General features: G+C 64.8%; 13 protein-coding genes. 10 read left to right on the top strand and 3 right to left on the bottom strand.

Annotated features, from left to right (window positions below; genetic code table 11):
• The first annotated feature begins 24 nt into the window (after positions 1-24).
• Positions 25-906: an SDR family oxidoreductase gene (locus ACP2YP_RS02675; RefSeq protein WP_426422100.1), complete on the top strand. Its 882-nt coding sequence runs from the start codon at positions 25-27 to the stop codon at positions 904-906.
• Between the two features lie 178 nt (positions 907-1,084).
• Here ACP2YP_RS02675 and ACP2YP_RS02670 read toward each other — a convergent pair whose 3' ends face one another.
• Positions 1,085-3,184 (bottom strand): methyl-accepting chemotaxis protein, encoded by a 2,100-nt coding sequence (locus ACP2YP_RS02670; RefSeq protein ID WP_426422099.1) that lies wholly within the window; start codon positions 3,182-3,184, stop codon positions 1,085-1,087.
• A 155-nt stretch (positions 3,185-3,339) separates the two neighbouring features.
• Positions 3,340-3,462 (bottom strand): hypothetical protein, encoded by a 123-nt coding sequence (locus tag ACP2YP_RS02665; protein ID WP_256375386.1) that lies wholly within the window; start codon positions 3,460-3,462, stop codon positions 3,340-3,342.
• Between the two features lie 97 nt (positions 3,463-3,559).
• Here ACP2YP_RS02665 and ACP2YP_RS02660 point away from each other — a divergent pair, with 97 nt between their 5' ends.
• The 4 genes from ACP2YP_RS02660 to ACP2YP_RS02645 all read left to right on the top strand — a co-directional run bounded on the left by ACP2YP_RS02660 (position 3,560) and on the right by ACP2YP_RS02645 (position 6,604).
• Positions 3,560-4,129, top strand: coding sequence for a hypothetical protein (locus ACP2YP_RS02660; protein ID WP_426422098.1), 570 nt, complete (start codon positions 3,560-3,562; stop codon positions 4,127-4,129).
• Positions 4,129-4,263, top strand: coding sequence for a hypothetical protein (locus ACP2YP_RS02655; RefSeq protein ID WP_426422097.1), 135 nt, complete (start codon positions 4,129-4,131; stop codon positions 4,261-4,263). Before ACP2YP_RS02660 ends, ACP2YP_RS02655 begins: the two co-directional genes overlap by 1 nt.
• Positions 4,264-4,389: 126 nt before the next feature.
• Positions 4,390-5,520, top strand: coding sequence for a lactonase family protein (locus ACP2YP_RS02650; RefSeq protein ID WP_426422096.1), 1,131 nt, complete (start codon positions 4,390-4,392; stop codon positions 5,518-5,520).
• A 196-nt stretch (positions 5,521-5,716) separates the two neighbouring features.
• Positions 5,717-6,604: an efflux RND transporter periplasmic adaptor subunit gene (locus tag ACP2YP_RS02645; RefSeq protein WP_426422095.1), complete on the top strand. Its 888-nt coding sequence runs from the start codon at positions 5,717-5,719 to the stop codon at positions 6,602-6,604.
• Positions 6,605-6,819: 215 nt separating this feature from the next.
• On the opposite strand, the gene ACP2YP_RS02640 is transcribed toward ACP2YP_RS02645, so the two are convergent.
• Positions 6,820-7,668 (bottom strand): caspase family protein, encoded by an 849-nt coding sequence (locus ACP2YP_RS02640; protein ID WP_426422094.1) that lies wholly within the window; start codon positions 7,666-7,668, stop codon positions 6,820-6,822.
• Positions 7,669-8,080: 412 nt separating this feature from the next.
• Here ACP2YP_RS02640 and ACP2YP_RS02635 point away from each other — a divergent pair, with 412 nt between their 5' ends.
• The 5 genes from ACP2YP_RS02635 to ACP2YP_RS02615 all read left to right on the top strand — a co-directional run bounded on the left by ACP2YP_RS02635 (position 8,081) and on the right by ACP2YP_RS02615 (position 13,616).
• Positions 8,081-9,808 (top strand): hypothetical protein, encoded by a 1,728-nt coding sequence (locus ACP2YP_RS02635; RefSeq protein ID WP_426422093.1) that lies wholly within the window; start codon positions 8,081-8,083, stop codon positions 9,806-9,808.
• Positions 9,809-10,106: 298 nt separating this feature from the next.
• Positions 10,107-10,832: a thermonuclease family protein gene (locus ACP2YP_RS02630; protein ID WP_426426453.1), complete on the top strand. Its 726-nt coding sequence runs from the start codon at positions 10,107-10,109 to the stop codon at positions 10,830-10,832.
• 106 nt (positions 10,833-10,938) lie between these two features.
• Positions 10,939-12,126, top strand: a complete 1,188-nt coding sequence (locus ACP2YP_RS02625; protein ID WP_426422092.1) for a pyridoxal-phosphate-dependent aminotransferase family protein — start codon at positions 10,939-10,941, stop codon at positions 12,124-12,126.
• Positions 12,127-12,327: 201 nt separating this feature from the next.
• Positions 12,328-12,591, top strand: coding sequence for a hypothetical protein (locus ACP2YP_RS02620; RefSeq protein ID WP_426422091.1), 264 nt, complete (start codon positions 12,328-12,330; stop codon positions 12,589-12,591).
• A 53-nt stretch (positions 12,592-12,644) separates the two neighbouring features.
• Positions 12,645-13,616 carry a CobW family GTP-binding protein gene (locus tag ACP2YP_RS02615; RefSeq protein ID WP_426422090.1) on the top strand — a complete coding sequence of 324 codons (972 nt, stop codon included), beginning with the start codon at positions 12,645-12,647 and terminating at the stop codon, positions 13,614-13,616.
• The last annotated feature ends 96 nt before the right edge of the window (positions 13,617-13,712 follow it).

Raw genomic sequence — 13,712 nt, 5'->3', positions numbered from 1 at the left:
AAACCTCAAACAGGAGTGACCCCCATGACCATCCTCGTTACCGGCGCCACAGGCCGTGTCGGCAGCCACGTCGTCCAGCAACTCGTCAAGCGCGGCGCCGACGTGCGCGTGCTGTCTCGTGACCCCGCGAAGGCCGATGTCCCGAGCGGCGTGAAGGTCGCGAAAGGCGACCTGCTCGATATCGACTCGCTGCGCGCCGCGTTCAGCGGCGTCAACACGCTGTTTCTGCTCAATGCGGTGACAGGCGACGAATTCACCCAGGCGCTCATCACGCTGAACATCGCGCGCGACTCGGGCGTCGATCGGGTCGTCTATCTCTCGGTGATCAACGCCGATCGCTTCGTCAACGTACCGCACTTCGCGGTGAAGTTCGGCGCCGAGCGGATGCTCGAACAGATGGGCTTCAGCGCCACGATCCTGCGTCCGTCCTACTTCATCGACAATGATCTCACGATCAAGGACGTCATCTTCAACCACGGCGTCTACCCGATGCCGATCGGCAACAAGGGTGTCGCCATGGTTGACACCCGCGACATCGCCGAGGTCGCGGCGATCGAGTTGATCCGACGGGGGCAAGCCAAGGACAAGCTGCCGATCGAAACCATCAATCTGGTCGGCCCCGACACGCTGACCGGTCCGGACGTGGCCGCGATCTGGTCGGACGTCCTGGGCCGCCCGGTCGCCTATGGCGGTGACGATCCCACAGCCTTCGAGCAGAATCTCGCGGGTTTCATGCCGAAGTGGATGGCCTACGAGATGCGCCTGATGGCCGAGCGCTTTGTCCGCGACGGAATGATCCCCGAGAACGGCGACGTCGGGCGCCTGACCAAGATCCTGGGACGTCCGCTGCACTCCTACCGTAGCTTCGCGACCCAGATCGCCGCGGGCGCCGCGAAGCCGGCCTGACTGTAACGGCAGTCCGAACACGCTCTCGTGTCCCGGGCGCAGCGCAGCGTGCAACGATACGCTGCTGAACCGGCACCCAGCATTGCACGGCGCTATGGGCCCCGGATCAGCAGCGCATCACGCTGCAAGGGCGGCGCGATGCGCAGCATCCGGGGCACGAGAGCTGAGCGCAGTTGCGCTACGCCGCCCTGAGATCCCCGACGAAGCGATCGACGTCGCGCTTGAGGTCGTCCGACAGGCGCGCCAGCATCTTGGCGGAATCCAGCACCTCGCCGGCGGCTGCACCGGTTTGGCCTGCGGCCTGCGACACGCCGGAGATGTGCCGCGAGACTTCGTTGGTGCCTTGGGAAGCCTGCTGCACATTGCGCGCGATCTCGCGCGTTGCGGTGCCCTGCTCCTCGACGGCGGCCGCGATGGCTGCGGCGATCTCGTTGACGCGCTGGATGGTGGTGCCGATCGACTGGATCGCGGTGACCGACGATTTGGTCGCGCCCTGGATCGCGGCGACCTGGCCGGTGATCTCCTCGGTCGCCTTCGCGGTCTGGGTGGCGAGGTTCTTCACTTCCGATGCGACCACCGCAAAGCCGCGGCCGGCTTCGCCGGCGCGCGCGGCCTCGATGGTGGCGTTGAGCGCGAGCAGGTTGGTCTGCTCGGCAATGCCCGTAATCAGCGCAACGACGTCGCCGATGCGCTGGGCGGCATCGGCCAGCGCCTGCACCTCGGCATTGGTGCGATCGGCTTCGCTGGCGGCGGCACCCGCAATGCTGGAGGATTCCGCGACCTGACGGCTGATCTCGCTGATCGAGGCCGACAGCTCTTCCGTCGCCGCCGCAACCGTCTGCACGTTGGAGGAGGCATCGCCGGACAGGCTCGCCACCGAAGCCGCCTTGGACGAGCCCTGCTCGGCGGTCGACGACATCGATTGCGCGGTGGCATTGAGCTCGCCCGAGGCCGAGGCGAGCGTGTGCAGCGATTCCGTGACGGTCTTCTCGAACTGCTCGATCAGGCGGTCGACGGCAGACTGGCGCCGCTCTTTCCGGCCCTGCTCCGCCGCCTGCTCCTCGGCGAGGCGATCGCCGGTGATCATGTTCTCCCTGAACACCGACACCGCACGCGACATTTCCCCGATCTCGTCGCCACGTTCGATCCCCGCAAGCTCGATCGCATAGTCACGCTCGGCCAGCGATCGCATCGCCTGCGTCAGCTTGCGGATCGGCGCGCTGACGCGGCGGCTCACCAGGATGAAGCCGAACAGGGTGATGGCGAGTGCGACCAGCATCATCCCGCCATTGAGCGCGAGGCTCCATGTCGCCGATGTCATCTGCCGACCGGCACGGGAGACCATTTCGGCCAGCGCGACCTGCCCGGCCTCGACACTGTAGTTGAGGATCGCGGTGTTGAGCTTGGAGAGATCCTCGATCTTGATGTCGATGGTCTGGTTGTTGCTCAGCGCCTTGATGAAGCCCTGCTGACGCTCGGTCATGGCGGCGGCATCGCCCTGCTTCGAGCGCGCGATCACGTCCGTGAGACTCGCAGGCGCGTCGGCACGACCGGCGACTTCCAGCACCTGGCTCCAGGCCTGTTTGGAGCGGCCGGTATCCTCGGCAGCGCCGACCATGTCGGCGGCGCTCCAGGGCTTGCCGCTGGCCGCCGCAGCTTCGAGCCGGATTGCGACCAGACCGCCGAAATTGCGCGCATTCCATGCCGATTGCTTCGCGCCGAGGAGATGATCGACCACGGGATCGGTGAGCTTGAGTGCGTTCTCGAGCTCGCCGGTCAGCGCCAGGATGGCGTCGAGATAATCCTGAGCGGCTTTGCGGAACTCGTCGCCGACCTTGGGATCGCGCTGCGCCTTGGCCTGATGGATCTGGGTTTCCGCCTTGGACCGCATCGGCACGAGCGCATCGTGGATCGCGATCAACTTGCTGGCGGCGGCGGCCAGGCGGGCATCGCTCACGCCCGCGAGGCGCTCGAGCACGTTCTTGTAGGCTGCTTCCGACAATCCCCGGTTGGTGGCGATGCGATCGTCGGCATTGGCGTTGGCCGGGGCATCCGCGACCAGCGCCGACAGGAAGGTACCGCGCTCGAGCCGGAAGCCGAGCAGGGTCGCAAACAGCTGCTGGTCGGTGCTGGCGAAGCGTTCGACCTTTTGCGCGGCGCTGTTGCGCTCGACGGCGCCGAACAGCCCGGTCGAGAGCTGCCCGACCAGGAACAGGCCGAGGACGCCGATGATGGCGCCGAGAACCGAACGAATGGAGGGATTGCCGAACAATGCCATGGGGAGCGCCGGATCTCTGAATCTGAAAAAGATGCAGAAAAATACCGGCATGCCCCTAAGATTTGGTTCACCAAATGCGCCCGCGCCCGCAGGCCACGCGCCAACCAAGCCCATTTGCGGCTGTTGGGGGTGGCGACCTCAGGTCCCGCAGCGGCTCACTTCACCCGCCTTGCGGCCTGGATCTCGACGAACTCGGCGTCCGGATGGGTGACGATGGTGGTGAACATGATGCCGCTGATGATGAGCGACCAGGCGGTGTCCCAATAAATCCAAAACACTTTCCAGCCTCCGTTTTGGCGTCCTCCGCCCGCGAGACCGGGTAACGGCGGGACAAGGCTGCCGTTCCCTGGGAATCCCGAGGTCGGGACCTGCGGCTTGAGCAAGAGCAGGCAAAGCTTAGCGCTTTCCGGTGTTGGTCGGCGAGACCTTGCGATCGGTTTGATCGGCTTTACCGGTGTGGCGCTTTGCCACGACATCTTCGTCCCTCCGGCCAGTTTTAGCGTCAGGGTCTTGGCGCGGACGCGGCGTCGGCTTGGGCTGGCCGGATTGGCCGCCGTGCTTGCCGCCCATGTCGGGTTTGCCTTCGAGGTCGTTTTCGCGGGGCATGCCCGGTCAATGCACGCGCCGGGCAATGGTTCGCAATCGCGTGAACGATTTCCGGCTGTGAACGAGTTCATATTGCAGCTGCGATATGGGGCGCAGGATCGCTGTCGCGCGACACAGCGCATCATTTTCAACAGACGGATTTTGACCATGGACATTGCAGAACGTGCACCTTCGCATGTGGTCTCACCCCGAGCGGCCGTCCGCAATTATGACGGTTGGATCATCGCGGGCTATGCCGCCTTCGCGATCGTCGCCTGCGTCGCGATCTATTTCGCTTCCGGAGGACCGGGCATGAGCGATGCAGAGCTCGCCATCATGGCCGGGATGCCGCTGCCGTGATGCGCAAGCGCCTTGTCGGCTGGACCATCCTGACCGCCACGCTGATTGCGGTGGCGGTGTGGACCATGCTGGGGCCGCCCGAGCATGCGGGCGCCCCGCATCGGCCTTTGCGGGACCTTACGGCCGCGCGGTAGCGCTCACAACCGAACCGATACAATTTCGGCATCGATCAATCCCAATTGGAATTTGGTGCAACGGAACACCAGCCGCTATCCTCTGCCGCAAAACGACAAGCCACACCGGCTCAAGGAGGACGGCCCATGATCAAACCGACACGCCCCGCATCCCGCGCGGCGATCGCCACCACACTCTTCACCGCTCTTGCCCTCGTTTCCGGAGCCCGTGCCGGCATGGCCGAAACGTTCGCCTATGTCGGCAATGCCGACTCCAACGACATCAGCGTGTTCAAGATCGCCGAGAGCGGCGAGATGACGCCGGTGCAGACCGCCGCCTTCACCGGCGTGGAAAAGCCGGGCTCCTCGACCCCGCTCGCGATCACGCCCGACCGTCGCGTGCTGATCGCCGGCATCCGCTCGCAGCCGTTCCTCGCGGTGAGCTTTGCGATCGATCCCAAGACGGGCCTCCTCAGCCATATCGGCAACGGGCCGCTCGCCGACAGCATGGCCAACATCGTCATCGACCGCGGCGGCAAGGTGCTGTTCAGCGCCTCCTATGGCGGCAACAAGGTCGCGCTGAATCCGCTTCAAGCCAACGGCGTCGTCGCCGAGCCGAAGCAGGTGATCCCGACCGGGCTGAACGCACACGCCTTCCTGCCCTCGCCCGACAACCGTTTTGTGTTCGCGACCAATCTCGGCTCCGACCAGGTGCTGAGCTTTGCATTCGATGCCGCCGCCGGCACGCTGACACCGAGCGATCCGCCTTCGATCAAGACACCGGAAAAATCCGGGCCGCGGCACTTCGTGTTCCATCCCAACGGCAAGTTCGTCTATCTCATCCACGAGCTGAACGGCGACGTCGCAGCGTACAGCTATGAAGCCAAGAGCGGTGCCTGGGGCGAGATCCAGCGCACGACCGCGCTGCCAGAAGGCTTTAACGGAAAGGACTCTGGTCAAAAGCCTTGGGCCGCCGACATCCACATCACCCCGGACGGCCGCTTCCTCTACGCCTCCGAGCGCACCACCAACACGCTCACCGCCTTCAAGGTCGATGCCACCAGCGGCAAGCTGACCACGATCGGCAGCGTGCCGACCGAGAAACAGCCGCGCGGCTTCAACATCGATCCGACCGGCCGCTACCTCGCCGCCGTCGGCGAGCTGTCCGACGGCATGACGGTCTACGCCATCGACCAGACCAGCGGTGCGCTCAGCAAGCTGAAATCCTACGCCACCGGCAAGAAGCCGAACTGGGTGGAGTTTTTGAAGCTGCAGTGAGGGCTTCTTCTTACCCTCCCCTGGAGGGTAAGAGACAGCGAACCTCATCGTCATTTCCGCGACTAATTCAACAGGCGGCATCGCGCCGCCTGCGCTGCGGCATTTCTCATCCGGTCAGCCCATGGCCCGCTGCTGCCGCTTCTGCTATCGATTGAGGCCTTATCGATTGAAGCCTTGCGGCCAACCGGAATGACCGATGCGTTCATTGCCTGCGCGTTCCTTTCCCCAGACCTTCGTTGCCCTTGCCGGCCTGGTGCTGGTTTCCGCCCAGCCCGTGCTCGCGGCCGATGACGACGCGCCCAAAGGGCCGGCGGTCACGGTGCTGAAGGCGGCAAAATCCTGCTTCTCCGATATCGTCGAGGCCACCGGCTCGATCATCGCGCGCGAGGAGACCTCGGTGCGGCCCGAGCGTCCGGGGCTGAAGGTGACGGAAGTGCTGGCCGAAGCCGGCGAGACCACGACGGCCGGCCAGGTGCTGGCGCGGCTGGCGCTGCCCGAAGGCGGCACGCTGCAGGTCACCGCTCCCGTCGCCGGCGTCATCGCCACCTCGACCGCGCAGATCGGTGCGCCCGCCTCGGCCAAGGGCGAGGCGCTGTTCACGATCGTGGCGCGCAGCGAATATGATCTCGTCGGCCTGGTCGCGACCAACGATGTGAGAAAGCTTGCGGTCAATCAGCCGGCCACCGTGCGGATTGCCGGGACCGGCGATATCGAGGGCAAGGTGCGCCGCATCGGTCCGACCGTCGAGCCGAACATCCAGCAGGGCATGGTCTATATCGGCATCACGTCGCAGAAACGGCTGCTGCTGAATGCGAGCGGGCGCGCGCTGATCAAGACCGGGCAGAGCTGCAACGTCGCGGTGCCGCTGACGTCGGTGCAATATTCATCCGCCGGCACCGTGGTGCAGGTGATCCGCCGCAATCGCGTCGAGACCAAGCGCGTCGAGACCGGTTTGATGTCGGGCGGCAATATCGAGGTCCGCGACGGCCTCAGTGAAGGCGATATCGTCGTCGCCCGCGCCGGCGCGCTGCTCCGCGAAGGCGATCCCGTGCGCCCGGTAATGGCGAGCGAAGCGGCGAAGTAGCAGACGGTCTCGTAGGGTGGGCAAAGCGAAGCGTGCCCACCAATTCTGTCAGCGATTTTGGAAAGATGGTGGGCACGGCGCTTTGCGCCTTTGCCCACCCTACGATCGCGTCACAAGACGATAGGCCAAAAAAATGGCCCCGGCTCAGCGTCGCATCATTTCATGATGCGCCGCGTCCGGGGCACGAGACCTCGCAAGATCTAAGAGAAAAAAAACTAGCCGCCGGCTTCGTTGAAGTGCACGTCCTCGAGCAGCGAGGAGGAGACGGTCGGAACCTGGTCGCCTTCGGAGGCGCGGGAGATGGCGACGCGGGTCTTGTTGAAGACGCTTTCGGCGCTGCCCTGCGCATCGAGATTGTTGAGGAGCTCGCTGACCAGCGTGCTGTGCTCGCCCTTGCCGTCGTCGACGACCTTGCCGGGCGAGGCCGAGGTCAGGATCAGCGCGTTGTCGGGCGTGCCGATCGGCGCGAGACCATGCGAATAGGAGCGGAAGCGGCGCTCATAGGGATTGCGGCGGGACGCATCGACCACGACGAGCTTGGCCTTGGCGCCCTGCTCCTTCATCATGTTGAGCACGCCCTCGATGGAGACGCCCTGGCGGCGGACGTCGCTCTCCTTCCAGATCACGGCATCGACCGGCAGCATGTAGGTCTCGCGGCCGGCCTGCACGCCATAACCGCCGAAGAACAGCATGACGACGGTGTCGTGCGTGATGCGGGACTTGAGGCGGTTGACGGCGCGGACCATGTCGTCCTTGCTCGCGTCTTCCACCATGTCGACGTCAAAACCGTTCTTGCGCAGCGACGAGGACAGCGCGCGCGCGTCGTTGATCGACTGCGCCAGCGGTGCGCTGGCGTCGGGATAATGACCATTGCCGATGACGAGCGCGAGACGTGAGGTCTGGCCCACCGAGCCAGTGACCTGGTCGGTCGAGACGGCCTTGGCAGCGTCGAGCGCGCGCATGTTGAGGGCAGCATGGGCGCCGATCGCCAGCGACACCGTGCCGATGAGGGCAGCGGCGAGGGCTATCGAACGTCGGGAAATGTCGAGCTGCCTTACATTCATCTCGGTTCATTCCTGTCAGTGCCAAAGGCCGGCCAAGCGCGCGCACACTGTTTGAGTAGCGCGATGGCGTCGTTGGGTTTGAGGGATTGGCCGGGGGAGTGCCCCCGAATTGCGCGCAATTTGCGGCGCCGCACCAAACAAACCCTTAACCGGATATCGCCGGCTCGGCAATAGATCGCTCCAAATTTGATCTAAGTCGCTGAATATATTGGTTAATTAGCAGAACCCAATTCCTCCGTTTTTTGGCTCCCAGTAGCCTTCCGGGGGTCGATCGTGCAGCCCTTGTGCCGGGTTTTTCCGTGACAACAGTCACATTTGTGTTTTCTGCGAATCCGGGTAGCTTTTTCAAAGACTTGAAGGGGGACAGGTTGCCGACCTGGCCCCGCGAAAGTCCCCCGCGACCAGGTATTTCATGAGCTTTCATTATTTCGCAGGTGCCGCGTGCCGGGCGTTGACGGCGCGGAAAGACGGCCCCTCCCTTTATGACGTCTGTGATCCCGTATTGTCGGGCCAAGCCCGCGGCGACCCGCATCTGGCGAAATTCTACAAGACCGCGCTCGGCAATCCCGCGTTGCGGGTGCTGCTGCGCCGCGCCGGCCTGCCCGAACTGCGTAACGAGGCCAAGCTGACCCGGCTACGCGAGGCTTTGGTCCACGCCCGCGACGATGCCGAGCCTGACTGGGCGGCCGTCGGCCAGCCCATTGCCGAACTCGTCGACAGCATCGCGCTCGACCATCCCAGGCCGCCGCCGGCCAAGTTCGTCGGCGCCATGCCGGCACAGGCACAGATCGACGGCGTGATCCGCGATTGCGCGCAGCATCTCCTGGGCTCGTATCGCAAGAACGGTTTCCTGCCGACCTATGCCGCGTTCAACCTGATCGGCGATCCTGACTTCCGCGGACGCGAGCTGATCATGGCGCTCACCGGGCTGAATGCGCGCGGCTACAAGAATTCGTCGCTGCTTTTCAACCTCGCCCGCGTCTTCATCGCGCGCTCGAAGGCTGCCGCCGTGGTCAATCCGCCCTGGCGAGGGATTGCCGAGCCGATGTGGGAGCCGGTGCAGATCCGCCACCGCTCGGCCTATTACGACGCGTTCTTCATCGAAGCACTGCTCAGCTTTGTCGAGACCGGGCTCGCCGCGCCGGCCGACAAGATCGCGGCCGAGCGGGCGATCGCCGACATGGTCGATTTCTGCGTCAACGCCAGCCGCGAGGAGGTCGAGGGCATCGGCGGTCAACGCTTCAACGTCATCACCGCGCTCGCACCCCCGCCGCATCCGCGCTTCTCCCGCTATTTCGCCCAGATCAAGCAGGACCTCGGTTTCGGCGTCTATGTGCCGGATTGCGACACTACGGCGTGCTCGATTTCCGCGGCGACGCAGGCCGGCTGCACCGATGCGATCATCGACCAGCCGCTGCTGGATTTCTACGCGGGCTATCAGGTGCATGCCGGCGTCAACGAGCCGCGCGTGACGGTGCCGCTCAACGACAATATCGATTACGAGGGCGGCGTTGCGACCTGGATCGACAATCTCAGGGGCGAGCGCCCCTACGGCAACGATCTCGATCCGACACTCAATCTCGACATTCTCGAGGTGAGCTTTCGCAATCTGGCGCGCTGGAGGATTTTGGAGACGCCGGCGCGGCTCGCGACCGTGCATCGCATCATCGGCTTCCAGAAGCGCTTGGCTGCGAGCGGCGCCTTCGCCAATCCGCGCTCGCACATCTATTATCTGCCGGAACTCTACAGCGCCTATTTCGGCCGCTGCTATGCCGCCTTCCTGGCGCTGCCGCTGGCAGCCCAGGCCGCGATCGATCCCGACGGGGATTTCGATATCATCCGCCATCGCGTGCTCTCCTACGTCAAGGGCGAGCTGATGGCCGCGGAGATGAACGTGTTCGACGCGGCGCTGGCGCTGATCGCGCTCGGCCATCTCGGCGCCGACCCGCGCGCCTTTGCACCCGCGCTGAACGTGATCGTGGCGAGCTTGGGTGAGGGTGGCCGCCGCGGCCCGTTCCGCGCCTATGAATGGAACAAGATGAAGACTCCGACGCGGATCCTGGTCGGCGGGCCGGAGGTGACATCGGCGTTCGTATTGATGGCGCTGGCGGTGGCGAAGCGGGCGATGGCGGGGCGGTAGGACGCACTCCATCCGTGCCCCGGGCGCAGCGCAGCACGTAGTGATGCGCTGCTGAGCCGGGGCCCATGCCAGCGAAACGCTCGCCCGCGATTTTCTGGGTCCCGGCTCTGCGGAGCGGCGTTGCACGCCGCACCGCGTCCGGGACACGAGAGGCCGCCGCAATGACGGGAAGTTGAAAGCCTCTCCGTTAGGCATAAGCTGGCCGCGCGGCCCAAAGCCGACCACAATTGCGCGGCTTATCAAGGTGTTCCCAAGACCATGCGGACAAGTCAACGCGGACAAGACAATGCGGACCGGCATGTTGCGAAAATTCCTGATTGCGCTGTCTTTACTCGCTGTCCCGTCGCTGGGGCAGGCGGCTGACATCACCGGCACCGCAAAGGTCCGCGACGGCGATTCCGTCCTGATCGGCAACACGCGGATCCGGCTCGGCGGCATCGACGCGCCCGCGGCCGACCAGCTTTGCCTCAACACCAAGGGCGAGCGCTGGACCTGCGGCGTGGCGGCGCGCGACGAGCTCGCCAAATACACCGAGGGCAAGAGCTGGGTCTGCCATGCCCGCTCGATCGACCGGCGCGGCCGCACCGTGGCGCGCTGCGAGGTCGGCGGCGAGGACATCCAGAAATGGCTAGTGCGGAGCGGCTGGGCGCTGGCCTACACCCGCGTGTCGCACGATTACGACGCCGATGAAGCTGCAGCGCGTGAGGCCAAGGCCGGGATGTGGCAGGGCGCCTTCATCGCGCCATGGGACTGGCGCGTGCGCAACAAGAAAACGACGATATTGGGCGCCGCCAAGCCGCCCGAGGGGGCACATTCGGTGCTGCTGGCTTCAGCCTCCGGGCCGGTCGCGCCGTCGCCGGACTGCACCATCAAGGGCAACGTCAACACCGCCGGCGAGTGCATTTACCACACCCCGACCAGCCGCTGGTACACCCAGATCAAGATGAAGATCAGCAAGGGCACCCGCTGGTTCTGCTCGGTCGAGGAGGCCGAGGCCGCCGGCTGCCGCGAAACCAAGCGTTAGGCGCATCTGGCGTGCGTTTTACGTGCTTTTCTCGGGCCGCCCCGCCGCGTAAAAGCATGAATCAGCGACCCACCAGCCTGTTCTCAAGCAACAAGGACCAACAGCAATGACCGTTCGCGCGGGCCGGGAATTTCTGGCCATCCCCGGGCCCACCACGATGCCCGACGCGGTGCTGCAGGCGATGCATCGTCCGGCGATCGACATCTACTCCAAGGAGATGCTCGACCTGACCGAAAGCCTGCTCCGCGACATCTCGAATCTGTTCGCGACCAAGGGCAAGTCCTACATCTACATCGCCAACGGCCACGGCGCCTGGGAAGCCGCGCTGAGCAACGTGCTGTCGCGCGGCGACAAGGTGCTGGTGCTGGAAAGCGGACGGTTTGCGATCGGCTGGGGCAATGCGGCAGCCTTGATGGGCGCCGAGGTCGAGGTGCTCAAAGGCGACTGGCGCCGCGCGGTGCGGCCGCACGAGGTCGAAGAGCGGCTGCGCCGCGACACCGAGCACAAGATCAAGGCCGTCGTCGTCGTCCAGATCGATACGGCCTCAGGCGTGCAGAACGACATCGAGGCGATCGGCAAGGCGATCAAGGCGGCCGGGCATCCCGCGCTGTACATGGTCGACACCGTCGCCTCGCTCGGCTGCATGCCGTTCGAGATGGACAAATGGGGTGTCGACGTCGCGATGTCCGGCTCGCAGAAGGGCTTGATGACGCCGCCGGGCCTCGGCTTCGTCTCCGCCAACGAGCGCGCGCTGGAAGCGCACAGACGCGCGAACATGTCGACGCCCTATTGGAGCTGGAGCGAGCGCGAGGGCACCGAGCACTATCGCAAATATGCCGGCACCGCACCGGTGCATCTGTTGTTCGCATTGCGCCAGGCGATCGATCTGCTCCACGAGGAAGGGCTGGAGAACGCCTTCCGCCGCCACAGCTTGCTCGGAGAGGCCGCACGCCGTGCGGTCGGCGCATGGACGGAAGGTCAGGTGCTCGGCTTCAACGTTGCCGAACCGCATGAGCGCTCCAACACCGTGACCACGGTGACCATGACCACCGGCCATGATCCCGCGGTGCTGCAGCGCTATTGCAAGGAAAAGTGTGGCGTCGTGCTCGGCACCGGCATCGGCGACCTCTCGGGACAAGCCTTCCGCATCGCCCATATGGGCCATGTCAACGCGCCGATGCTGCTCGGCACGCTCGGCGTCATCGAGGTCGGGTTGAATGCGCTGAAGATCCCGCATGGCAAAGGCGGGCTCGAGGCCGCGGTTGCGTATCTGGGTGAGCAGGTGGCGGTGTAGCCGCCGCGGACGCCGTGCAGGCGTCGGTGGCGGTGTAGCCGCCGCAGACGCCGTGCAGGCGTGACACGCGGCCGAGCCAAGCATCCCTAACCGGATCAGACGATTGGCCCGCCCCTCCTTCGGGGCTTGCCAACGCGCCAGCAATGAATGTAATGTTATAACATTACATTCATTATGACCTCGCGCAGCGGAGCGGCCATCTTGTTCCTGTTTCGTCGTAACGATACGCCGGACGCCGACCGCAAGCGAGCGGCTCACATCGAGGCGGTGGTCCGCTCCATCCTGGACCTCGAAGCAGACGCCATTGTCCGCGTCCTGCGCCGCCACTGCGCCGACCAGGGTTGCGGTCAGACCACGATCCTTCTCGCGCGTCCCAATCTCCCGACGCAGGCGCTGGGAGTCGACAAGCCGATCAACGACATCACCGAGGCCGATCTGCGCATCGCCTTGCAGCCGCCGATTTGAGCCGCCCGCACGCGGCTCGCAACCACCCCCTGACCCCACCTGGAGGCTCCCCAATGGTTCAACTCTCGACGCAAACGCCTGTGACGGTGCTGACAGGATACCTCGGCTCGGGAAAGACGACTCTCTTGAACCGCATCCTCACCGAGCAGCACGGCAAGCACTACGCCGTGATCGTCAACGAGTTCGGCGAGATCGGCATCGACAACGATCTCATCGTCAACGCCGACGAAGAGATCTTCGAGATGAACAACGGCTGCATCTGCTGCACGGTGCGCGGTGATCTGATCCGCATCCTCTCCGGGCTGATGCGCCGCAGCCGCGCGTTCGACGGCATCTTAATCGAGACCACGGGACTTGCCGACCCGGCGCCGGTGGCGCAAACCTTCTTCGTCGACGAGGATGTCCGCCAACGCACCAAGCTCGACGCCATTGTCACGGTGGTCGACGCCAAGCATCTCCTGGACGAGATCGATCGGGCGCATGAGGCGCAGGAGCAGCTGGCGTTTGCCGATGTCGTCCTGCTGAACAAGACCGACCTGGTCAGTCCCGAGGAGCTCGCCGCGGTCGAGGCCCGCATCCGCCGGATCAATCCATACGCCAGGATTCATCGCACCGAGCGCTGCTCCCTGCCTCTCGATGAAATCCTGGGACGGGATGCATTCAATCTCGAGCGCGTTCTCGAATTCGAGCCGGGCTTCTTGACCGAGGAGCACGGCCACGAGCACGACGACGCTGTGGCGAGCTTGTCATTGACGGCGGAGCAGCCGATGGACCCGGACCGATTCCTGCCATGGATCCAGACCATCACGCAGCAATTCGGGACGGATATCCTGCGCATGAAAGGGATCATCGCCTTCAAGGGCGACGATGACCGTTTTGTCGTTCAGGGCGTGCACATGCTGCTCGACGGCGGCCACCAGCGCGCCTGGCGCGCAGACGAAAAGCGCGACAGCCGGCTGGTCTTCATCGGTCGCGACCTGCCGAAAGATCTCCTCAAATCGGGATTTGAGGCCTGTCGCAGCTGACAGGCAAGGAGGGCGCGGCGACAGGGAGTTTGTTGCGCCTACCTGGCCTCACAGCCAGATTCGCCTTCTTTAAATCCCCCGCATTCGATCCGATAT

Source organism: Bradyrhizobium genosp. A, from assembly GCF_049949275.1.
In the GTDB taxonomy this organism is placed as follows: Bacteria; Pseudomonadota; Alphaproteobacteria; order Rhizobiales; family Xanthobacteraceae; genus Bradyrhizobium.
This window is presented reverse-complemented; position numbering and strand designations above follow the sequence as displayed.